Origin of the sequence: Mesorhizobium sp. M0802 (assembly GCF_040320115.1) — a bacterium.
Taxonomy (GTDB): Bacteria; Pseudomonadota; Alphaproteobacteria; order Rhizobiales; family Rhizobiaceae; genus Mesorhizobium.
Genome location: NZ_JAMYOY010000002.1, coordinates 269,318 through 289,968, shown reverse-complemented (window position 1 = coordinate 289,968; position 20,651 = coordinate 269,318). Strand labels below are relative to the sequence as shown.

Below are 20,651 nucleotides of genomic sequence, written 5' to 3'. Positions count from 1 at the left end.
GATGCCGAAAGTGTGAAGCGGTTTTCGGACGACATCATGCTTTGATTGTGAGCCGTTCCGCCAGATGGCGATTGTCTGCCGCCGTCGCAAGAGCCCCGGTCCGGGTCGCACCCGGAACGGTCGCTTGTCAATCGCGCCGTCTCTCATCTTGGCTGCTGGCTATACGATTTAAAGTTGACAGTCCTAGTTTAGAATAATTCTAAACTGTTGTTTCAATTGAATTTTCTAAGGCTCACCAGTTGACTTCCGGCCTCGCCATCGTTTTATGGAGGCTCGCGCGTCAGCGCATCCCTTTGATGTTTGGGCCTTGAACCCGTTCGATTGGAGGCATTTGGTGTCTTTCTTCCGTGAGCCGCAGAGCGGCGCGGCATCTGTCGTGACCTACGGCATGCCTATGTCTTGGCACCGTTTGGCACGCGCGCCTTTTACCGAATTCCCTTTGAACTGGAGAATGATGATGACAGCGCGATATGGCGGCAGGCTGGCTGCGATCGGTGCCACGGCTATGTTGACGGCGGCGGTTTTCATCCTGCCGGCCAAAGCGGCGGAGATCGATGCCAAGGCGGTCATCAAGACCTATTCCGACATCGCGCTGGCCAAGTACGAGGATTCGCTGACCACGGCGCAGGCACTCGACAAGGCTATTGACGCGCTGCTTGCCAACCCGTCGGCGGACACGCTGAATGCCGCCCGCGATGCCTGGAAGGCGTCGCGCGTGCCCTACCAGCAGACCGAGGTCTACCGCTTCGGCAACAAGATCGTCGACGACTGGGAAGGCAAGGTGAACTCCTGGCCGCTGGACGAAGGGCTGATCGACTACGTCGCCAAGAGCTACGGCACCGAGTCCGACGCCAACGCGCTCTACACCGCCAATGTCATCGCCAACAAGGAAATCGAGATCAACGGCAAGAAGGTCGACGCCTCCAGGCTGACGCCGGAATTCCTCTCCGGCACGCTGCAGGAGGCCGGCGGCATCGAGGCCAATGTCGCCACCGGCTATCACGCCATCGAATTCCTGCTCTGGGGCCAGGATTTGCACGGCACCGGCCCGGGCGCCGGCGAGCGTCCGTACACCGACTATGACCTCAAGAACTGCACCGGCGGCAATTGCGATCGCCGGGCCGAGTATCTGAAGTCGGCCAGCGATCTTCTGGTCTCCGACCTGCAGGAGATGGTCGGCAACTGGAAGGAAGACGGCGCCGCCCGCAAGAACCTCGTCGATCGCCAGCCGAACACCGCTATCTCGGTGATCTTCACCGGCATGGGCTCGCTGTCCTACGGCGAACTGGCCGGGGAGCGCATGAAACTCGGCCTGCTGCTGCAAGATCCCGAAGAGGAGCACGACTGCTTCTCGGATAATACCTACAACTCGCATCTCTATGACGCCATCGGCATCCGCGCCGCCTATCTCGCCAGCTACACGCGCACCGACGGCGCCGTCGTTTCAGGCCCGTCGGTGCACGATATGGTCAAGGCGGCCGATCCGGCGATCGACAAGGAACTGTACGACAAGCTCGATGTCTCGGTCGCCAAGATGGAGGCGATCAAGGCGCGGGGAGTGGCCGGCGAGGCCTACGACCAGCAGATCGCCGAGGGCAACACCGAAGGCAATGCTACCGTGCAAGCGGCAATCGACGCGCTGGTCGACCAGACCAAGTCGATCGAACGCGCCGTCGGCGCGCTGAAGCTGAACAACATAGCCTTCGAGGGGTCCGACAGCCTCGACGCACCGGACAAGGTGTTCAAGTAGCCGCGAGCATGACCCCGAAAAGTGGAAGCCGGTTTTCGGAAAAGGTCATGCTCAACTAAGACGTACCACCAGCCAAACGGCGCGGAGGGGCGCCGTCAGCCAGAGCCAATCCATGCTGATCTGCCATTGCAACATCATCACCGAAAAGGAGATTGAGCAGACGATCGTCGATCTGCTGGATCAGGACCCCTGGCAGCTGATCGTGCCGGCGAAGGTCTATCACACGATGCAAAAGCGCGGTCGCTGTTGCGGCTGCTTCCCAAATGTGGTCGAAACGATCATTCGGGTCACCGAAAATTACCACACCCGTTCGGAGGCGAGCGGCGTGGACATCGTTTCACACCTGGATCGCGTCAGAGGCCTGCGCGTCCAATATGGGAGCAGAATCCATGAAAGGCGAACCGCAGATCATCGAGCGGCTTAACGAGGCTCTGTTCCTGGAGCTTGGCGCCGTCAATCAATACTGGGTGCATTTCCGCCTGCTGGAAGACTGGGGATACGCCAAGTTGGCAAAGAAGGAACGCGCCGAATCGGTCGAGGAGATGCACCATGCCGACCGGCTGGTGGCCCGTATCATCTTCCTCGAAGGGCATCCCAATTTGCAGTCCGTGGCGCCGTTGCGCATCGGCCAGAACGTCAAGGAAGTGCTCGAATCCGATCTCGCCGGCGAATATGACGCACGCACCGCCTACAAGCGTTCGCGCGAGATCTGCAACGAAGCCGGCGACTACGTGACGATGAAGCTGTTCGAGGAATTGCTGGCGGATGAGGAAGGTCACATCGACTTCCTCGAGACGCAGCTCGACCTCCTTGCCTCTATCGGCGAGGAAAAATACGGCCAGCTCAACGCCGCATCGGCGGACGAGGCGGAATAGGACCATGCAGGAATGCGGCGCCCCCTAGATATTCTGCGCCGCGTGCGGCGGGCTAACGGCCCGCTGCGCCTTAAAAACCTGGGATATCAGGCGTTTCGTGGGCTTTCGGGTGTAATCCTGGCGGCAATTTTGGCCCCGGCCCTGGCCGGATCGTCGGAACCGGTCGGCCTCGCCACGAGCCGCACCGACCTGACGCCGAAGGACCGGTCCCGCGTCCTTGCCGTTACCAGGCCAACCCAGGATTTCTCCAAGCCCGAATCCTTCGAAACGATGCAAGGCGGCGCCGGCACGTCGCGCAGGCAGGTCGACCGCGACGCTTTCTCGCAACCCTCTGAAAACATCACCTTCGAGGAACAGGGCAATTTCAAGCTCGGCAATGCGCTTTTCCGCAAGAACTGGGTGTCGTCGCCATCCTCGACCCAGGCCTCGGATGGTCTCGGACCCCTGTTCAACGAGCGCGCCTGCCAGAATTGCCATTTGAAGGATGGCCGCGGCCGCCCGCCGGCCGCCGACAGCCGCACCACGTCGATGTTCCTGCGGCTGGCGCGCGATGCGAGCACGGCCGAGGAAAAGGCCGAGATCGCCGCGCACAAGGTGCTGAACTTCCCCGATCCGGTCTACGGCACGCAGTTGCAGGAACTGGCGGTGCCCGGCCTCAAGGGCGAAGGCCGCATGTATGTCCATTATCGCGAGGAAAAGGTCACGCTCGGCGACGGCAGCGTGGTTTGGCTGCGCAAGCCGAGCTATTCGGTCGACGGGCTTGGCTACGCCCCGCTTGACCCGCGCACCACGCTGTCGCCGCGCCTGACGCCGCCAATGATCGGCCTTGGCCTGATCGAACAGATCGCGCCGGCCGACATCCTTGCCCATGCCGATCCCGGCGACCGCGACGGCATTTCCGGCAAGCCCAACATGGTGCGTGACCTCAGCAGTGGGCAACTGACGCTTGGCCGCTTCGGTTGGAAGGCCCAGACCGCGTCGATCCGCCAGCAGGCGGCGGACGCCTTTGCCGGCGATATCGGCATTTCGACGCCGGAAGAGCCCAGTCACTGGGGCGATTGCACCGCGGCTGAAAAGGCCTGCCTCGACATGCCGAACGGCGTGCAGAAGCGGCTTGGCCCGATCGAGGCGCCACCACCGGTGATGGACCTCGTCACCTTCTATTCGCAGAACCTTGCGGTGCCGGCGCGGCGCGATGTCGGCGCACCCGCCGTGCTCGCCGGCAAGAAGCTGTTCTACGAGATGGGCTGCATTGCCTGCCATACGCCGAAATTCGTCACCATGCGCGGGAACAAGGCGCAGGCGTTCCAACTGATCTGGCCATATTCCGACTTTCTGCTGCACGACATGGGGCCTGGCCTTGCCGACGGCCAGGCGGTGGGCGATGCCACGGGCAGTGAATGGCGCACCCCGCCGCTATGGGGCATCGGCCTGACAAAGACCGTCAACGGCAACGCTTTCTTCCTGCATGACGGGCGTGCGCGCACGCTTGCCGAAGCGATCCTGTGGCATGGCGGCGAGGGGCAGAAGGCGCGCGATCGCTTTGCCGCCGCCAATACGGCCGACCGCGATGCTCTCATCAAATTCCTGGAGTCATTCTGATGCTCAAGCGGGTTTTGCCTGTTCTACTCCTCCCATTGGCTCTGTTCGGTGCGTCCCCGGTATCGGCCTCGGTGAAAGCCTCCGACGTGATCCAAAGAGCGATCGACGGATTTGTCCGCCCCGCCTATGCCAGCCTGCATGGCCATGCCGGCACCTTGGCGAAGGCCATGGACGCGCTCTGCCAGGCGCCGTCGCAGGGCAACCTCGATGCCGCGCATGCCGGATTCTCGGCCACGGTCGCAGCCTGGTCGTCGGCTGAAATCATCGGCTTCGGGCCAATCAAGGAGAACAACCGGCTGGAGCGCATGCTCTACTGGCCGGACCGAAAGAGCATCGGCCTGAAGCAGGTGCAGGCGGCGCTGGCCGGCAAGGATCCGACCGCCACCGATCCGGCGCAGCTGGCGGGCAAGAGTGTCGCGATGCAGGGATTAGGGGCGCTTGAGTTCGTGCTTTACGGCGACGGCGCCGAGACGCTCGTCGGCAAGGACGAGCCCTATCGCTGCGCCTATGGCGCGGCAGTCGCCAAGAACATCGAGACCATGGCGGCCGATGTCGACGCGGCCTGGAAAAAACCGGACGGTTTTGCAGCCTTGTGGGCTAATCCCGGACCCGACAATGCGCTTTACCGCGACGGCACCGAAGCGGTGACCGAACTGGTCGGCGTCTTCATCAACGAGCTGGAAATGGTCCGCGACGTGCGCCTCAAAGGTTTTTTCGGCGCCAAGCCGGAGGCTGACAAGCCAAGGCAGGCGATCTACTGGCGCTCGCAAAACACCGGCCTTTCATTAGCCGGCAACCTCTCCGGCATTGATGCGCTGTTCCAGGCCTCGAAGCTCGGCGACGCGCTGCCCGAGGATAGCAGATGGATGGCGGAATCCATCCATATCCAGCTCATCAATGGCGTTGCCACTGCCAAATCCATCCAGGGTCGGATCGACAAGACGCTCGCCGATCCCGCGGAGCGCGGAAAACTCGAACATTTCGCGCTGATCACCTCCAGCCTGTCGGGCTTGATCGGCACCCGGCTAACCGCCGAGTTCGGCCTGACCGCCGGCTTTTCGTCACTGGACGGGGACTGACCAATGGTTGCGACACGCACGCCGCTGATGGACCGCCGCGATTTTCTCAGAGCTGCCGGCGCCGGCTTCGTCGCGTCAATGGCCCCGCGGGCCTGGGCGGACACGCTTGCCGCCGATGCCGTCTTTGCCACCGCCTTCGTCAAGCGCGACGGCAGCTTTGGCGCCGCTGTGTTGTCGGAAGCCGGAAAAGTACTGCATGCGATCGACCTGCCCGACCGTGGCCACGACGTCACCTTCGATCCGGTCTCGAAGCGCTCCGTGGTCTTCGCCCGGCAACCCGGCACCTTCGCCGTGGTCTTCGACCATGCCGGCCGCGAGCCGCCGCTGACCATCGCCAGCATCACCGGTCGGCATTTCTTCGGCCACGGTGTGTTTTCCACCGACGGCGCGCTGCTTTACGCCACCGAAAACAATTTCGACAATGCCGCCGGCGTCGTCGGGATCTACGACGCACGGGCCAAGTTCAGCCGCATCGGCGAGTTTCCGACCTATGGCATGGGGCCGCACGAGCTCTTGCTGCTCGGAGACGGCCGGACGATCGCCATCGCCAATGGCGGCATCGAGACCCATCCCGACTATGGCCGCGCCGAACTCAACATCGCGACGATGAAGCCGTCCTATGTGCTGGTCGATCGCACAACCGGCGATCTCATCGAAAAGCACGAACTGCCGCCGGCTCTGCACCAGCTGTCGATTCGCCACATGGATGCCGACCCCACAGGCACCGTCTGGTTCGGCTGCCAGTATCGCGGGCCAGGCACCGACCGGCCACCGCTGGTCGGCCGCGCCACGCGCGGCAAGGGGCTGCAGCTGCTCGACATGCCGCAGGACGTGCTATCCGGCTTTCGGGATTACATCGGCTCGGTCGCCACCAACCCGATTGCCGGCACGGTCGCGGTGTCTTCGCCGGAAGGCAATTCGCTGGCCGTGATCGACGCCGCCAGCGGCAAGATCGTCGCCACCAAGGCGCTGGTCGAGGTCTGCGGCCTGGCGCCCGACGGCCCGGGCTTCATGGCAACCACGGGTGCCGGCGAAATCATCGAAGGCAGCGGCGCGACGCGCTCCGAGCCCGACTATGTCTGGGACAACCACATGCTGCGCATCGCGCCAGCGGCGTAAGCCGTCCGGCCTGCACCGAAGCGAAGCCGCTTAACAATTTACGCGCTGGCTCTTGCGGCGGCGCGCCGTGGCGGGCAGAGGGAGACTGTTTTTCGAACCGGTCGCCCATGAAACTGCTCGCCATCGACTGTGCCGCCAATCTCTGCGCCGCTTGCGTCTATGACGCATCGGGCGGCAGAGAGCTCGGCCGCTCGGTACTCGATCTCGGCAAAGGCCACGCCGAACACCTGATGGCTGTCATTGACGAAGCGTTGAAAGCGGACGGCACCGATTATGCCGGCCTTGGCGCCGTTGCGGTCTCCATCGGTCCGGGTTCCTTCACCGGCCTGCGGGTGGGCGTCTCGGCGGCGCGCGGCCTGGCGCTGGCGCTGAAGATCCCGGCGATCGGGGTAACGACACTGGAGGCGCTGGCGGCCGAGGCGAGGGCGGCATTTCCCGGCCGCCCGATCCTGGCGGCTCTCGATGCAGGCCGCGAGGAGATCCATGCCGCGTTTTACGATGCGGAAGCGATTTTGCGCTATGGTCCGGCTGTGACCACACTTGCCCAAGCCGCGGGAATGGCGGCGGACAATCGTCCGGTGCTTGCCGGCACGGCCGCCGTGCAGATCGCAGCCGCGGCCGGTCGCGATTTCGATATCGGCCCGACGGCTGCCACCGCCGACATTGCCGTCTACGCCCGGCTCGCCGCTGCAAAAGGTGAGGGCGACAAGCCGAAGCCACTCTATCTGCGCGGCGCCGATGCCAAGGCGCAGGCCGGGTTCATCCTGTTGAGGCAGGAAAAGTGATGCGCATCCCTTTCCTCCAGCCGCGCCGCAGGGACTATGCGCTCGAGCCGCTGACCATCGCCGACAGCCCGGCAGCGTCGGTGCTGCATCGCGAGGATTTCGTCCGGCCCTGGACCGATGGCGAGTTCGCCGCGTTGCTCGAACAGGAAACCGTGTTCGGCTATGCCGCGCGCGAAATCGGCCAGGGCGCCAAGCCGCCGGTCGGCTTCGTGCTGGCCAGGCTTGCAGCCGGCGAGGGCGAGATTCTGACCGTGGCGGTGGCGCGCTCGCATCGCCGCCAGGGGCTCGGCTGGCAATTGATGGACGCCGTGCTGCGCGAACTGCATGCGCAGCGCGCCGAGGCACTGTTCCTTGAGGTCGACGAGACCAATGTCGCTGCCATCGCCCTTTACCGGCGGCTCGGCTTCCGCCAGGTCGGCCACCGCGCCAATTATTACCGCTCGACCGAACATGGTCCTACCGGCGCGCTTGTCATGCGCCGCGATCTTCGCTAGCCAAAGTTTTGGGGCAGGGCCAAGCTGCATGATCGGAAAAATCAGGATTTTCCTGGCGCTGAGCCTCGTTGTCATCGGTTCGCTGGTCCTTGTGCCTTTGCAGCTGCTGTCGATGAAGACTGGAATCTGGCGCGAGACGGTCATTCTGAAGGCCTGGCACAGCCTCATCGTCCGGACGCTCGGCCTGCGCATCCATGTCAAAGGTGCGCTGTCCAGCCAGCGCCCGCTGCTGGTCGCCTCGAACCATATCTCCTGGACCGACATCATGGTGCTGGGCTCCTTTGCCGATGTGACCTTCATCGCTCGGGCGGACATGGAGGGATGGCCGCTGATCGGCTGGCTGTCGAAACTGCAGCGTACGGTCTTCATCGAACGCGAGCGCAAGCGGACAGCTGGCGACCAGGCCAGCGAGATCGCCAGCCGCATGGCCAAGGGCGACGCCATGGTGCTGTTTGCCGAGGGCTCTACCGGCGACGGCAACACCATCCTGCCGTTCAAGAGCACCTTGTTCGGCGCCGCCTCGATGGCGATTTCGGAAGGCGCGGCCGAGCAGGTCTTCATCCAGCCGCTGGCGATTGCCTACACGCGGGTGCACGGCGTGCCTCTCGGCCGCCGCCACCGGCCGCTCGCTGCCTGGATCGGCGATCAGGACCTGATGCCGCATCTCAAGGTGCTGATGGCCGAAGGCGCCATTGACGTCGAGGTGCATTTCGGCGAGCCCATCGCCTTTTCCAAGGGCTCGAACCGCAAGGAAACGTCGAGGATGATGGAAAGCCAGGTGCGCGCCATGATGCAGGCCGCGCTCGCCGATCCCCGACCGAGCTGCTAGCGCAGGCCGAGCGCCTACAGGCCGATGCCCGAGAATCGTCTGTTTTTTGTCACGGAAAGGCGTTAGAAGCCGCCGGATGGATTTGAACACGATAGAGCGGAACGAAACCGACAGCGCCTCGCAAAGCGCGGCTGCGGCGTCCGCCCCGGCCAAAAAGGTCTTCGTCAAGACCTATGGCTGCCAGATGAATGTCTATGACTCACAGCGCATGACCGATGCGCTGGCCGCCGACGGCTACACCGCGACCGATGTCATCGCCGACGCCGACCTGGTGCTGCTCAACACCTGCCATATCAGGGAGAAGGCGGCGGAAAAGGTCTATTCCGAGCTCGGCCGCATCCGCGACATGAAGGCTGAACGCGCAGCAGTTGGGCGCGAAATGCTGATCGGCGTCGCCGGTTGCGTCGCGCAGGCCGAAGGCGCGGAAATCATCCGCCGTTCGCCTGCTGTCGATCTGGTCATCGGCCCGCAGACCTATCACCGGCTGCCCGATGTGCTGGCCCGGGTGCGCGGCGGCGAGAAGATCGTCGAGACCGAATACGCCATCGAGGACAAGTTCGAGCATCTGCCGCAGCCGAAGCGTGCCGAAATGATCAAGCGCGGCGTCAGCGCCTTCCTCACCGTGCAGGAAGGCTGCGACAAATTCTGCACCTTCTGCGTCGTGCCCTATACCAGGGGCTCGGAAGTGTCGCGCCCGGTGGCGCAGATCGTCGCCGAAGCCGAGCGGCTGGCCGATGCCGGTGTGCGCGAGGTGACGCTGCTGGGGCAGAACGTCAATGCATGGCACGGCAAGGGTGAGGATGGCAAGGAATGGGGGCTTGGTCGCCTGCTGTTCCGGCTGGCCGAAATTCCCGGCCTGGCGCGACTGCGCTACACCACTAGCCATCCGCGCGACATGGACGACGAATTGATCGCTGCCCATCGCGACCTCCCGGCTTTGATGCCTTATCTGCACCTGCCGGTGCAATCCGGGTCAGACCGCATCCTCAAGGCGATGAACCGCAGGCACACGGCCAAGGACTATCTGGCGCTGCTCGAGCGCATCCGCGCTGCACGCGGCGACATCGCGCTGTCCGGTGACTTCATCGTCGGCTTCCCCGGCGAAACCGACGCCGATTTCGAGGCGACGATGGATCTGGTGGGCCAGGTGAACTACGCCTCGGCCTTCTCGTTCAAATATTCGCCGCGTCCCGGCACGCCGGGCGCCGATATGCCCGATCACGTGCCGGAAGCGGTCAAGGACGAGCGCCTGCAACGGCTGCAGGCGCTGCTGCTGAAACAACAGCAGGATTTCGGCCTGAGCCTGGTCGGCTGCACCATCGACACGCTGATCGAGAAGCCCGGCCGTCAGGCCGGCCAGAAGGTCGGCCGCTCGCCCTGGCTGCAGCCGGTTATTGTTGATGAAAAGGCCGGCGAAATCGGTGACATTATCCGGGTGCGAATCACGAAGACGGGCTACAATAGCCTGTTCGCCGAGTTGGCTTGATGGCCTCGGCAGATGAGGAGAGACGGTTGAGCGCTGCTGAAGTGAAGACTCTGCCCCAGAACCAGACATCCGGGGCCTCTGACATGGCGCACATCGTTCTGACTTTCGACAACAACAAGCTTGCCAGCGCCCTGTACGGCCAGTTCGACGAGAACCTGGCCCGGCTTGAGCAGAAGCTCGGCGTCGACATCCGCTCGCGCGGCAACCAGTTGACCATCAAGGGCTCGGCCTCGGCGGCCGAACAGGCGCGCCGCGCGCTCGACAATCTCTACGGCATTCTCCAGAAGGGCACCGATATCGGCCAGTCCGACGTTGATGGCGCCGTGCGCATGGCGATTGCCGCCGACGACCAGCTGACGCTGCCGACGCTGGAACGCAAGGGCAAAGTCTCGGCCGCCCAGATCTCCACCCGCAAGAAGACGATCTATGCCCGTTCGCTCAATCAGGACGCCTATATGCGGGCACTGGAGCGTTCGGAACTTGTCTTCGGCATTGGCCCCGCCGGCACCGGCAAGACCTATCTGGCGGTGGCGCATGCGGCGATGCTGCTCGAACGCGGCATGGTCGAGCGCATCATCCTGTCACGGCCAGCGGTCGAGGCCGGCGAGCGGCTGGGTTTTCTGCCCGGCGATATGAAGGAAAAGGTCGATCCGTACCTGCGGCCCCTCTATGACGCGCTCTACGACATGATGCCGGCCGACAAGGTCGAGCGTGCTATCGCTGCCGAGGTCATCGAAATCGCGCCGCTGGCCTTCATGCGCGGCCGCACGCTGGCGCATGCCGCCGTCATCCTCGACGAGGCGCAGAACACCACGCCGATGCAGATGAAGATGTTTTTGACCCGCCTCGGCGAGAATTCGCGCATGATCGTCACCGGCGATCCGACGCAGATCGATCTGCCTCCAAGCACCAAGTCGGGCCTCGTCGAAGCCTTGCGTGTCCTTGACGGCGTGGCCGGCGCGGTAACCGTGCGCTTCAACGATGTCGACGTTGTGCGCCACCCGCTGGTGGCCGAAATCGTCAGGGCCTATGACCGCGACGCCAAGCTGGCGCGCGGCCTCGGCGCCGAGAGCTGATGTGACGATGCGGGCTCATGCCTGAAGACATAAAAACTGGCGGCGGGGACAGTTCGGTTCCCGTCGAGATCGATATGTCGGTCGAGGCCGGCGACTGGCCCGATGAGGCGGCGCTGACGCGTCTGGTCGATCGCGCCGTGTCGGCTGCCTTTGCCGAAACCGCTGCTGCCGGTCCTTCCGAACTCAGCATCGTCTTTTCCAACGATGCCCATATCCGTACCCTCAATGCCGGCTGGCGCGGCAAGGACAAGGCGACCAACGTCTTGTCTTTCCCGGCTTTTCCGTTCCCCAGGGGTGGCAAGCTGCCGCCCATGCTGGGTGACATCGTGCTCGCCGCCGAGACGGTGGCGCGCGAAGCAGCCCTGGAAGACAAGCCCTTCGAGAACCATATCACCCATCTCGTCATCCACGGCCTGCTGCATTTGCTGGGCTACGATCACGAGACCGATGCAGAGGCCGAGGAGATGGAAGCCATCGAGCGCTCTGCGCTCGCAAGGCTTGCCATTCCCGATCCCTACACGTAATGACAAAAGACCAATTGACCGGACGACGATGAACGACAAACCAGAAACTGCCGCCCGCCCCGAGGCTGGCAGTGCGACAAAGCCTTCCGATACGACGGAAGAGGGATCGAGTCCGAGTCCCAGTTCCGGCAGCCCCGCTTCTGGTAGTATTGCCAGCGAGCCATCGCCTGCCGGTCCGTCCCTGTTCGACCGCGTCTTGGGCCTTTTCAGGCAGCGGAACGGCACCAGCCTGCGCGAGGAAATCGCCGGCGCGCTTGCCGAAACGACCAGCGATGCCGGGTCTTTCTCGCCTGGCGAACGCGCCATGCTTAACAACATATTGCGCCTGCGCGAGGTACGCGTCGAGGACGTCATGGTGCCGCGCGCCGATATTGAGGCCGTCGAGATCACCACGACGTTGGGCGATCTGCTCGGTCTGTTCGAGCAGTCCGGCCATTCCCGCATGCCGGTCTATTCCGAGACGCTCGACGATCCGCGCGGCATGGTTCACATCCGCGACGTGCTGGCCCACATCACCAAGGTCGCCCGGGTCAAGAAGGGCAGAACATCCAGGAAGACGCCGGCAACGACGCTTCTCGACCTCGCCCAGGTCGATCTCGGCCGCACCATCGGCGACCTCAATCTGATCCGCCCGGTGCTGTTCGTGCCGCCCTCGATGCTTGCCTCCGACCTGATGGGCCATATGCAGACGACGCGAACCCAGATGGCGCTGGTCATCGACGAATATGGCGGCACCGATGGTCTCGCCTCGCTGGAAGACATCGTCGAGATGGTCGTCGGCGATATCGAGGACGAGCATGACGAGGACGAGCCGCTGATCACCCAGACCGGCGAGGGCGTGTTCGTCGTCGACGGCAAGGCCGAGATCGACGAGGTCGCCAAGATGATCGGCGAGGACTTTACCGCCGGCGAGCATGGTGAATATGTCGACACGATCGGCGGCATGATTTTCAACACGCTCGGTCGCGTGCCCGCGCGTGGTGAGGTTGTGCAAGCCATCCCCGGCTTCGAATTCCACGTGCTCGACGCCGATCCGCGCCGCGTCAAGCGGGTGCGCATCGTCCAGAACCAGAAGGGCGAGCGTCGCCGCCGCGTGACCGCCCCTCGCACCGAGCAGGCCTAGGACAGAACGTTGCCCGGCCGATGACGATCGACGATCCCTTCAAGCACTCAACCTTTGGCTCGGGTGTGTTCTACAAGGACCCGCGAGCCGCATTGAAATGGCTCGAAACGGCCTTCGGCTTCGAGCCGAGCATGGTGGTCAGCGACGCCGACGGACAGCTGGTCCATGCCGAAATGCGTTTTGGCGACGGCTACATCATCGTCGATTCCGAATGGGCCGATCATATTGCCAGTCCGGTAAGCGTCGGCGGCAAGAACACTCAGTCGGTCTGTGTGCGTCTGAAAGACGGCCTGGACGTGCATTGTGAGCGGGCAATGGCGGCTGGAGCCCAAATCGTCGAGGAGCCTGCCGACCATTTCTACGGCGAACGGCAGTATCGGGCGCGCGACCCCGAAGGCCATGTCTGGACCTTCACCCAGACCTTGCGCACCGTGCCGCGCGAGGAGGCCGAGCACCTGAGCGGGCTAACCATCGAGGGATGGCACCGATAGCGCAGCGATCGGCCGGTTCGCGTTTCAATAAATCTGATAAATCTTGGCTCCTGATTCGCGCGACCTGGGAAGTCTGTATGGAGCGCCTTGCCGGCCGGATAATTCTGCTTTGGGGCTGGCGGCGCGCGCTGGTGGCGTTTCTTGCCGGGGCGCTGGCGGTGCTCGCCCAGGCGCCTTACGATTTCTTCGCCGTCTGTTTCGTCTCGTTTCCACTGCTGGTCTGGCTGCTCGACGGCGCCACCGGCGAGGCTTCCGACGGCTGGCTCAGGCGCCTGCGGCCGGCTTTTGCCATCGGCTGGTGGTTCGGCTTCGGCTATTTCCTCGCCGGCCTGTGGTGGATCGGTGAGGCGCTTCTGGTCGAGGCCGACAGTTTCGCCTGGGCCTTACCCTTCGCGGTCGTCGGCATTCCTTTGGCGCTGGCATTTTTCTACGGCTTCGCCACCGTCGTCGCGCGGCTGTTATGGACCAACGACATTGGCCGCATTGCCGCCCTTGCCTTTGCTTTTGGCCTGACGGAATGGCTGCGCGGCTTCCTGTTCACCGGCTTTCCCTGGAATGCCGTCGGCAATGCGGCGATGCCCGTGCCGCTGTTGATGCAAAGCGTGTCGGTGACCGGCATGGTCGGCATGAACGCGCTGGCGGTCTTTGTCTTCGCCATGCCGGCCTTGCTTGCAGCACGCCGGCATGTCCGTCTCGGTGTGGTCCTGCTTGCCATTCTCGTCGCCGCCCATGCCGGCTTCGGCTATGTCAGGCTCGCGACCCCCGACAAGCCGACAACCCGCACTCTCGAGGTCCGTATCGTGCAACCGGATGTCGACCTCAGCGAAAAATGGGACGCCTCGGTGCGCGACCGCATCTTCGCCACGATGATGGGCCTGTCGGCCGCAGCGCCCGATCCCGGTCATGACAAACCGCAACTTATCCTGTGGCCGGAGACCTCGGTACCGTTCCTGTTCACCGAGCGTCCGGACGCGCTGACCGCGCTCGGCGACATGCTGCAGCCTGGTCAGATGCTGATTGCCGGCGTCGTGCGCGAGGAGCGCGGATCGGGGGCGGATGCCGACAGCCGCTACTACAATTCGGTGGTGGCGATCGATGACAAGGGCGAAATCGCTGATGCCGTCGACAAGGTCCATCTGGTGCCGTTCGGCGAGTATCTGCCGTTTTCCGGTCTGCTCAGCCGCTTCGGCATCGGACAGCTCGTCGCCGGGCCGATGAATTTCGCCGCCGGCAACGAGCGCCATCCGATCGCTTTGCCCGGCGGCATCAGCGCCTTGCCGTTTATTTGCTACGAGGTGATCTTTCCTGATCTTGTGGCTGTTGACGCAACGTCATCCCAGCTTATTGTGAACGTCACCAACGACGCATGGTTCGGCGACACGCCCGGGCCGTACCAGCATTTCAGGCAGGCTCAGATTCGCGCGGTGGAAAACGGATTGCCGCTGTTGCGCGCCGCCAACAACGGCATTTCCGCCGTTGTCGATACGCGGGGACGCATCGTCGACGCATTGGCGGTCGATGCACGTGGCGCCATCGACGTGCGGGTGCCGATCTCCGGCCAAGCCTTCATCTCCCCCGCGGGGCGGCGCATTAACGGAATGCTGATCATGTTGGTGTTTGCCGCAATCGCCCTCAGCTTGAACGTAAGGCAACGGCTACGGGTGAATTGACAGTCGACACATTAGAAACTCATACTGTTACCGCCTAATTTTCTCGAAGTCGGTTGGTGTTTCTGTTGGGGCAGTTGGCTCCGGCTTCGTTTGGGCGAGAAAAATAGAAAAGGCCGGAAAAATTCGGCGAGGAAAAAATGACAGAAGAAAACAAGAAGAAACCGAATCCGATCGACATCCATGTCGGAAGTCGCGTCCGCCTTCGGCGCAATATGCTTGGAATGAGCCAGGAAAAGCTTGGTGAAAATCTCGGTATTACGTTTCAGCAGATCCAAAAATATGAAAAAGGAACGAACCGCGTCGGCGCCAGCCGTCTGCAGGCAATAGCCTCGATACTCAGCGTGCCTGTCGCCTTCTTTTTCGAGGATGCGCCAGGGCAGGAGCCGGTGGGTAATAGAGGATTTGCCGAGGACACTTCGATGGCTTTCGCCGTCGAATTCTGCGGCAGTCCGGAAGGGCTTCAGCTCAACCGCGCGTTCGTCAAGATCGCGGATGTGAAGGTGCGCCGCCGGATTATCGACCTTGTGAAGTCCCTTTCTGCCGAAGATGCCGAGTGATTCGGTCGATTGACCCATTGGCCCCAGTAATCCCCTGGGCCCGAGTAGCCCAGAGGCTTGACTGCCGGCGGCGCCAAGCCGCCGGTGGTACAAGATATATTGCTGCGGCACTCATGCCAGAACCGCGGCACCGCTTGACGAGCGGCGCCCGGCACCGTTAACACGTGGCGCGCCAAATCGGCAGCCCTGCCGATCGTTTTTTCAAGAGGGGACACCCGTGACGCGGCAGAACTACTTCTTCACCTCGGAATCCGTGGCCGAGGGTCATCCCGATAAAGTCTGTGACCGCATCTCGGACGAGATCGTCGATCTGGTCTATCGCGAGGCCAAGAAGACCGGCATGGACCCATGGAAAGTCCGCGTCGCCTGCGAGACGCTCGCAACCACCAACCGCGTCGTCATCGCCGGCGAAGTAAGGGTTCCCGATACTCTGCTGAAGCGGGACAAAGCCGGCAACATCCTCAAGGACGCCGCCGGGCATTCGGTCGTCAACCCGGCCAAGTTCAAGTCGGTCGCCCGCAAGGCGATCCGCGAAATCGGCTACGAGCAGGCCGGCTTCCACTGGAAGACGGCAAAGATCGAGGTTCTGCTGCACGGCCAGTCGCCCGACATCGGCCAGGGAGTCGACAACGCCGCCGACCGCCAGGGCGAAGAGGGTGCCGGCGACCAGGGCATCATGTTCGGCTATGCCTGCCGCGAGACCCCGGACCTGATGCCGGCGCCGATCTATTACAGCCACAAGATTCTCGAACTGCTCGCCGCTGCCCGTCACGAAAACAACGGCGAAGCCGGCAAGCTCGGACCCGACGCCAAGAGCCAGGTCACCGTTCGCTATGTCGATGGCAAAGCCGCCGAAGCGACGCAGATCGTGCTGTCGACGCAGCATCTCGACGCGACCTGGGATTCCAAGAAGGTCCGCAAGGTCGTTGAGCCTTACATCCGTGAGGCGCTCGGCGACCTCAAGATCGCCGACGATTGCATGTGGTACATCAACCCGACGGGCAAGTTCGTCATCGGTGGACCGGACGGCGACGCCGGCCTGACCGGCCGCAAGATCATCGTCGACACCTACGGTGGTGCTGCCCCGCACGGCGGCGGCGCCTTCTCCGGCAAGGACACCACCAAGGTCGACCGCTCCGCCGCCTATGCGGCGCGCTATCTCGCCAAAAATGTAGTGGCGGCCAAGCTCGCCGACCGCTGCACCATCCAGCTGTCCTACGCCATCGGCGTTGCCCAGCCGCTGTCGGTCTATGTCGACCTGCACGGCACCGGCAAGGTCGACGAGGCCAAGCTCGAGGAAGCGCTGCGCACGGTGATGGATTTGTCGCCATCCGGCATCCGCAGGCATCTCGACCTCAACAAGCCGATCTACGCAAAGACCTCGTCCTACGGCCATTTCGGCCGCAAGGCCGGCCGAGACGGGTCCTTCTCCTGGGAAAAGACCGATCTGGCCAAGGCGCTCAAGGACGCGATCGCTGCTTAGGCATGATTCCAAAAAGTGGTACCGGTTTTTTGGAAAAGATCATGCTCCAACAAAGGATTAGATTGAGATGAGATTTCAGCCAAATCTCATCTCAATCCCAAATCTCATCTCAATCTAAGCGCGGCGCGCGACCAGGCCATGGATCCACAGGACAGGCGGAGCCGCGCGACCGAAGGGTTCTTCGGCCGCCGGCACGGCAAGACCATTCGCCCGCAGCAGGCGGCGGCGCTGGAAAGCGGTCTTGGAGCGTATGGCCTCGACCTCTCCGTCCAGGCACCGGCAGAATTGCGCGCGCTATTCTCAGCGGATGTTTCAACGGTTCGGCTGGAAATCGGCTTCGGCGGCGGTGAGCATCTGCTGCACCGTGCCACGGAGGCACCGGCGACCGGCTTCATCGGTGTCGAGCCGTTCGTCAACGGCATGGCCAAGTTGATGATGGCGGTGCGGGAAAAGCCGCTTGCCAATCTTCGCGTTTATGACGACGACGCCACGCGCCTGCTCGATTGGTTGCCGCAGGCGTCGCTCGACGGCATCGATCTGCTCTACCCCGATCCCTGGCCGAAGAAAAAGCATTGGAAGCGGCGCTTTGTCAGCCCGCTCAACCTCGATCGGTTCGCGCGCGTGCTGAAGCCGGGCGGAAAATTCCGCTTCGCATCCGACATCGACACCTATGTGAACTGGACCTTGTTGCACTGTCGGGCGCATGGCGCGCTCCTCTGGCAGGTGCAAGATGGGGCCGACTGGCATCGGCCCTATGAAGGCTGGCCGGGCACACGCTACGAGGCAAAAGCCATTCGCGAGGGCCGACGGCCGGCCTATCTCACCTTCATCAGAAAATAGTTCGATGCGGGAAAGTGTCCCGCATCGACAGCCGGTCTGGCTTCAGAAACGGCCGATCTTGCCGAAAGCGGTCGGGTCCATGCCGAGCCGGCGCAGATCGTTGGCGCGCGGCTTGCGGCCGGCTTCGACGGCCCGCGAGGCGGCAACGGCGCTGCCGAACAGGGCATAGGCGTCGCCTATGGCGGAAAACACGGTACGGTTGCTCATTGTCTTGACCTTTCGCGCGCCACCGCGCGCTCATCTTTGATTTGTGCAGTGCAACATAGATAGGGATGTGAAATCCGGGATCACAGGGCCGTTACCGCATAGCCGGCATGCGCCGCGCGCAATCCTGCCAGCCGTCCCCGGCTGCACTCTGCCCGGCCCGTCAACAGACTTGAAACACCGGCCGGGATCGTCTATATCAACCTCAAATTCTTGGTCGGTATGACGAAGAGTGGGTCCACCCGGTCCCGCTCTTTTTTATTACCTGCCGGTCAGCCATCAGCAAAGAGATGGTTCGGGACGACGATCATCCTGATCCAGAGAACGACAGGAACCGCATGACTGCAACGGCAAGCGAAGCCGACGACCGCATCATCCGCGAAAGCGGTATCGATGCGCGCATCGCGCTGATCGTTCAGCCGGTGTTGCGAGGCATTGGCTTCCGCCTCGTGCGGGTGCATCTGTCGGGCCAGAACGGCCTGACGCTGCAGATCATGGCCGAACGCGAGGACGGCACCATGACCGTCGAGGATTGCGAAGAGGTCAGCCGCGCTGTGTCGCCGGCGCTCGACGTCGATGACCCGATCGAGAAGGCCTATCATCTCGAAGTGTCGTCGCCGGGCATCGACCGGCCGCTGGTACGCAAGTCGGATTTCGTCACCTGGACCGGCCATCTGGTGAAGATGGAAACCTCGGTGCCGGTCGCCGACCGCAAGCGCTTCAAGGGCAAGATCGCCGAAGCCGGCGAAGACGACATGCTGATCGAGCGCGACAAGGCCGCCTACGGCGAAGAGCCGACGGTTCGCATTCCTTATGACGCGATCGCCGATGTGCGGCTGATCCTCACCGACGACCTTATTCGCGATGCCCTTTCGAAGGACAACCGGGAACGCAAGGAAGCCAAGAAACGCCGCGGCGAAGCTGATGATGTACCCGAAGGTGCTGAAGGCGGCGCGGAAGACGACATCGAACAGGAACTATGATGAGCGGCCGGGCCTAAAAGCTCGGCAACAAGCTCGGGAGAAATAAGATGGTTGTAAGCGCCAACAGACTTGAACTGCTGCAGATCGCCGACGCGGTGGCGCGTGAAAAGTCGATCGACAAGTCGATCGTCATTGCCGCCATGGCTGATGCGATCCAGAAGGCCGCGCGCTCGCGCTACGGCCAGGAAACCAACATCCGCGCCGACATCAACGCCAACACCGGCGAGATGAAGCTGCAGCGGCTGATGGAAGTGGTCGAGAAGGTCGACGACTACGCCACCCAGATCGCCATTTCCTCGGCCCGCGAGCGCAATCCGGACGCCCAGCTTGGCGACTTCATCGCCGAACAGCTGCCGCCAATGGATTTCGGCCGCATCGCCGCCCAGTCAGCCAAGCAGGTCATCGTGCAGAAAGTGCGCGAGGCCGAGCGCGACCGCCAGTATGACGAATACAAGGACCGCATCGGCGAGATCGTCAACGGCACCGTCAAGCGCGTCGAATATGGCAACGTCATCGTCGATCTCGGCCGTGGCGAGGCGATTATCCGCCGCGACGAGCTGATCCCGCGTGAAAACTACAAGTACGGCGACCGCGTCCGCGCCTATGTCTACGACGTGCGCCGCGAACAGCGCGGCCCGCAGATATTCCTGTCGCGCACCCATCCGCAGTTCATGGCCAAGCTCTTCACCATGGAAGTGCCGGAAATCTATGACGGCATCATCGAGATCAAGTCGGTCGCCCGCGACCCAGGCTCGCGCGCCAAGATCGCCGTCATTTCGCGTGACTCGTCGATCGATCCGGTCGGCGCCTGCGTCGGTATGCGCGGCAGCCGCGTCCAGGCCGTGGTCGGCGAATTGCAGGGCGAAAAGATCGACATCATTCCGTGGTCGCCTTCGGCCGCCTCCTTCATCGTCAACGCGCTGCAGCCGGCGGAAGTCGCCAAGGTGGTGCTCGACGAGGATGCCGAGCGCATCGAAGTGGTGGTTCCCGACGACCAGCTGTCGCTGGCCATCGGCCGTCGCGGCCAGAACGTGCGTCTTGCCTCGCAGCTCACCGGCTGGGACATCGACATCCTGACCGAGGCCGAGGAGTCCGAGCGCCGCCAGAAGGAATTCGTCGAACGCTCGTCGCTGTTCATGGAAGCCCTTGATGTCGACGAGATGGTCGGCCAGGTGTTGGCCTCCGAAGGCTTCACCAGCGTCGAGGAAGTTGCCTATGTCGATTCGGGCGAGATCGCCTCGATCGACGGTTTCGACGAAGACACCGCTTCGGAGATCCAGACCCGCGCCCGCGAATATCTGGAGAAGATCGAAGCCGAGCATGACGACAAGCGCAAGGCGCTGGGCGTCACCGACGAACTGCGCGAGATCCCTGGCGTCACCACCGCCATGATGGTGACGCTCGGCGAGGATGGCGTGAAGACGATCGAGGATTTCGCCGGCTATGCCGCCGACGACCTGACCGGCTGGAAGGAACGCAAGGACGGCGAGACCAAGGTATTCCCGGGTGTGCTCGCCAATCACGGCGTGTCGCGCGCCGACGCCGAGCAGATGGTTCTGGCAGCCCGCCTCAAGGCCGGCTGGATCACCGAAGACGAGCTTGCAGCCGAACAGGTCCCGGCTGACGAAGCCGTTGGTGCGTGAGGTGAAACCGCATCGCACACAACCCGCCCCAGGACGAG

21 protein-coding genes are annotated in these 20,651 nt (G+C 63.1%); 20 read left to right on the top strand and 1 reads right to left on the bottom strand.

What is annotated here, in order from left to right; genetic code table 11:
• The first annotated feature begins 457 nt into the window (after positions 1–457).
• The 18 genes from NKI10_RS04630 (at position 458) to trmB (ending at position 17,783) form a co-directional block, all read left to right on the top strand.
• Positions 458–1,750 carry an imelysin family protein gene (locus tag NKI10_RS04630; RefSeq protein WP_352858882.1) on the top strand — a complete coding sequence of 431 codons (1,293 nt, stop codon included), beginning with the start codon at positions 458–460 and terminating at the stop codon, positions 1,748–1,750.
• Between the two features lie 112 nt (positions 1,751–1,862).
• Positions 1,863–2,174 carry a (2Fe-2S)-binding protein gene (locus NKI10_RS04625; RefSeq protein WP_023669536.1) on the top strand — a complete coding sequence of 104 codons (312 nt, stop codon included), beginning with the start codon at positions 1,863–1,865 and terminating at the stop codon, positions 2,172–2,174.
• On the top strand, positions 2,140–2,625 hold the full coding sequence (bfr, locus tag NKI10_RS04620; protein WP_352858880.1) for a bacterioferritin: 486 nt from the start codon (positions 2,140–2,142) through the stop codon (positions 2,623–2,625). The genes NKI10_RS04625 and bfr overlap by 35 nt, the downstream gene beginning before the upstream one ends.
• Positions 2,626–2,637: 12 nt before the next feature.
• On the top strand, positions 2,638–4,227 hold the full coding sequence (locus tag NKI10_RS04615; protein WP_352858879.1) for a di-heme oxidoreductase family protein: 1,590 nt from the start codon (positions 2,638–2,640) through the stop codon (positions 4,225–4,227).
• The gene (locus NKI10_RS04610; RefSeq protein ID WP_352858877.1) at positions 4,227–5,306 is read left to right on the top strand and encodes an imelysin family protein; all 1,080 of its coding nucleotides are present in this window, start codon (positions 4,227–4,229) and stop codon (positions 5,304–5,306) included. Before NKI10_RS04615 ends, NKI10_RS04610 begins: the two co-directional genes overlap by 1 nt.
• Positions 5,307–5,309: 3 nt before the next feature.
• On the top strand, positions 5,310–6,425 hold the full coding sequence (locus NKI10_RS04605; protein WP_352858875.1) for a DUF1513 domain-containing protein: 1,116 nt from the start codon (positions 5,310–5,312) through the stop codon (positions 6,423–6,425).
• Positions 6,426–6,532: 107 nt separating this feature from the next.
• Complete coding sequence (gene tsaB, locus NKI10_RS04600; RefSeq protein WP_023682015.1) at positions 6,533–7,210, top strand: tRNA (adenosine(37)-N6)-threonylcarbamoyltransferase complex dimerization subunit type 1 TsaB; 678 nt, start codon at positions 6,533–6,535, stop codon at positions 7,208–7,210.
• Positions 7,210–7,704 (top strand): ribosomal protein S18-alanine N-acetyltransferase, encoded by a 495-nt coding sequence (rimI, locus tag NKI10_RS04595; RefSeq protein ID WP_023669542.1) that lies wholly within the window; start codon positions 7,210–7,212, stop codon positions 7,702–7,704. The genes tsaB and rimI overlap by 1 nt, the downstream gene beginning before the upstream one ends.
• A gap of 28 nt (positions 7,705–7,732) precedes the next feature.
• Positions 7,733–8,533, top strand: a complete 801-nt coding sequence (olsA, locus tag NKI10_RS04590) for a lyso-ornithine lipid O-acyltransferase (RefSeq protein WP_352543375.1) — start codon at positions 7,733–7,735, stop codon at positions 8,531–8,533.
• Positions 8,534–8,609: 76 nt separating this feature from the next.
• Positions 8,610–10,019 (top strand): tRNA (N6-isopentenyl adenosine(37)-C2)-methylthiotransferase MiaB, encoded by a 1,410-nt coding sequence (gene miaB, locus NKI10_RS04585; RefSeq protein ID WP_352543374.1) that lies wholly within the window; start codon positions 8,610–8,612, stop codon positions 10,017–10,019.
• 83 nt (positions 10,020–10,102) lie between these two features.
• A complete protein-coding gene (locus NKI10_RS04580; protein WP_027049340.1) occupies positions 10,103–11,095 on the top strand; it encodes a PhoH family protein in 993 nt (330 codons plus the stop codon).
• Between the two features lie 17 nt (positions 11,096–11,112).
• Positions 11,113–11,619: an rRNA maturation RNase YbeY gene (gene ybeY / locus NKI10_RS04575; protein WP_352858872.1), complete on the top strand. Its 507-nt coding sequence runs from the start codon at positions 11,113–11,115 to the stop codon at positions 11,617–11,619.
• Positions 11,620–11,647: 28 nt separating this feature from the next.
• Positions 11,648–12,742: a hemolysin family protein gene (locus tag NKI10_RS04570; protein ID WP_023682011.1), complete on the top strand. Its 1,095-nt coding sequence runs from the start codon at positions 11,648–11,650 to the stop codon at positions 12,740–12,742.
• Positions 12,743–12,762: 20 nt separating this feature from the next.
• Positions 12,763–13,233 (top strand): VOC family protein, encoded by a 471-nt coding sequence (locus tag NKI10_RS04565; RefSeq protein ID WP_352858870.1) that lies wholly within the window; start codon positions 12,763–12,765, stop codon positions 13,231–13,233.
• A 77-nt stretch (positions 13,234–13,310) separates the two neighbouring features.
• Entirely contained in the window at positions 13,311–14,903 is a 1,593-nt protein-coding gene (gene lnt, locus NKI10_RS04560; RefSeq protein WP_352858868.1) for an apolipoprotein N-acyltransferase, read from the top strand.
• Between the two features lie 137 nt (positions 14,904–15,040).
• A complete protein-coding gene (locus NKI10_RS04555) occupies positions 15,041–15,460 on the top strand; it encodes a helix-turn-helix domain-containing protein (RefSeq protein WP_023669550.1) in 420 nt (139 codons plus the stop codon).
• Between the two features lie 217 nt (positions 15,461–15,677).
• Positions 15,678–16,943 carry a methionine adenosyltransferase gene (gene metK / locus NKI10_RS04550; protein ID WP_023669551.1) on the top strand — a complete coding sequence of 422 codons (1,266 nt, stop codon included), beginning with the start codon at positions 15,678–15,680 and terminating at the stop codon, positions 16,941–16,943.
• Between the two features lie 138 nt (positions 16,944–17,081).
• Positions 17,082–17,783: a tRNA (guanine(46)-N(7))-methyltransferase TrmB gene (trmB, locus tag NKI10_RS04545; RefSeq protein ID WP_023669552.1), complete on the top strand. Its 702-nt coding sequence runs from the start codon at positions 17,082–17,084 to the stop codon at positions 17,781–17,783.
• 42 nt (positions 17,784–17,825) lie between these two features.
• On the opposite strand, the gene NKI10_RS04540 is transcribed toward trmB, so the two are convergent.
• Positions 17,826–17,990 (bottom strand): hypothetical protein, encoded by a 165-nt coding sequence (locus tag NKI10_RS04540; protein ID WP_352858866.1) that lies wholly within the window; start codon positions 17,988–17,990, stop codon positions 17,826–17,828.
• A 335-nt stretch (positions 17,991–18,325) separates the two neighbouring features.
• On the opposite strand from NKI10_RS04540, the gene rimP reads away from it, so the two are divergent.
• Together rimP and nusA are read left to right on the top strand one after the other, a co-directional pair.
• Positions 18,326–18,970, top strand: a complete 645-nt coding sequence (rimP, locus tag NKI10_RS04535; protein ID WP_352858865.1) for a ribosome maturation factor RimP — start codon at positions 18,326–18,328, stop codon at positions 18,968–18,970.
• Between the two features lie 47 nt (positions 18,971–19,017).
• Complete coding sequence (gene nusA / locus NKI10_RS04530) at positions 19,018–20,613, top strand: transcription termination factor NusA (RefSeq protein ID WP_023669555.1); 1,596 nt, start codon at positions 19,018–19,020, stop codon at positions 20,611–20,613.
• Positions 20,614–20,651 lie beyond the last annotated feature (38 nt).